Below are 807 nucleotides of genomic sequence, written 5' to 3'. Positions count from 1 at the left end.
TAAGGGCTTGAGCTTCAATTACGTGATCGGTTGCGGCCTGACGACGTAGTTCCACTCACCATGAAATTCGGCGGGCGTGATGTTGAGCGCCTTCAGCTCGGAGTTCGTCACGGCGGTCCCGAGTCGGTAGCGCCGCTTGTCGAGCTTCGCCTTGACGCGCAGGCCGGTGCGGGTCGTCGTCGAGCCGATGAGCTGCACCACCGTCTCGTAGTCTTCAAGCGGGCGACCACGCCAGTTCATACTGATGTGCGAGAAGAGCCGGTGCTCGACCTTGTTCCACTTGCTCGTGCCTGGCGGGAAATGCACCACGGTGATGGCGAGGCCGGTCTCCGTTGCCAGTCGCTGAAGCTCACTCTTCCAGACGCGCGAGCGGTACCCATTGCTCCCTCCCGCATCGGCAGTCACCAGCAGTTCGGTCGCGGCCGGATACCGCAACGCCCCCATCTGCTTCCACCACGTCCGGAGGGTATTCACCGCGAAGGTGGGCGTGTCGTGAGTGAGGCCGACGGATACCCAGGCCTTGTTCGCCCCAACGTCGTACACGCCGTACGGGATGGCCTTCCCGAGAGCCATCTCCGGAAAGTCATGCGTGTTCGTGTAGAGGGGAGCCCCGGCGGGTTGCCACTCGCGCCCCTTGTTCTGAAACTCCCCCACGAGTTCCTTCTTCTTCGTGTCCACCGAAACAACTGGCTGGCCTCGTGCCTGAAACGCCGCGGCTTCGGCGTTGATGTACCGGAACTGCGCATCCCTCTCTGGGTGGGCCGCTCCCTCCAGCATCTTCTTTGTCGCTTGGAGGCTGTACCCAAG

General features: G+C 62.7%; 1 protein-coding gene. It reads right to left on the bottom strand.

Annotated features, from left to right (window positions below; all coding sequences use genetic code 11):
• Nucleotides 1–18 precede the first annotated feature (18 nt).
• Nucleotides 19–807, bottom strand: a 789-nt coding sequence (locus G4D87_RS38275; protein WP_163787650.1) for an ISAzo13 family transposase, incomplete at its 5' end; no start/stop codon positions are given.

Origin of the sequence: Myxococcus vastator (genome assembly GCF_010894475.1) — a bacterium.
GTDB classification, from domain to species: Bacteria; Myxococcota; Myxococcia; order Myxococcales; family Myxococcaceae; genus Myxococcus; species Myxococcus vastator.
This window is presented reverse-complemented; position numbering and strand designations above follow the sequence as displayed.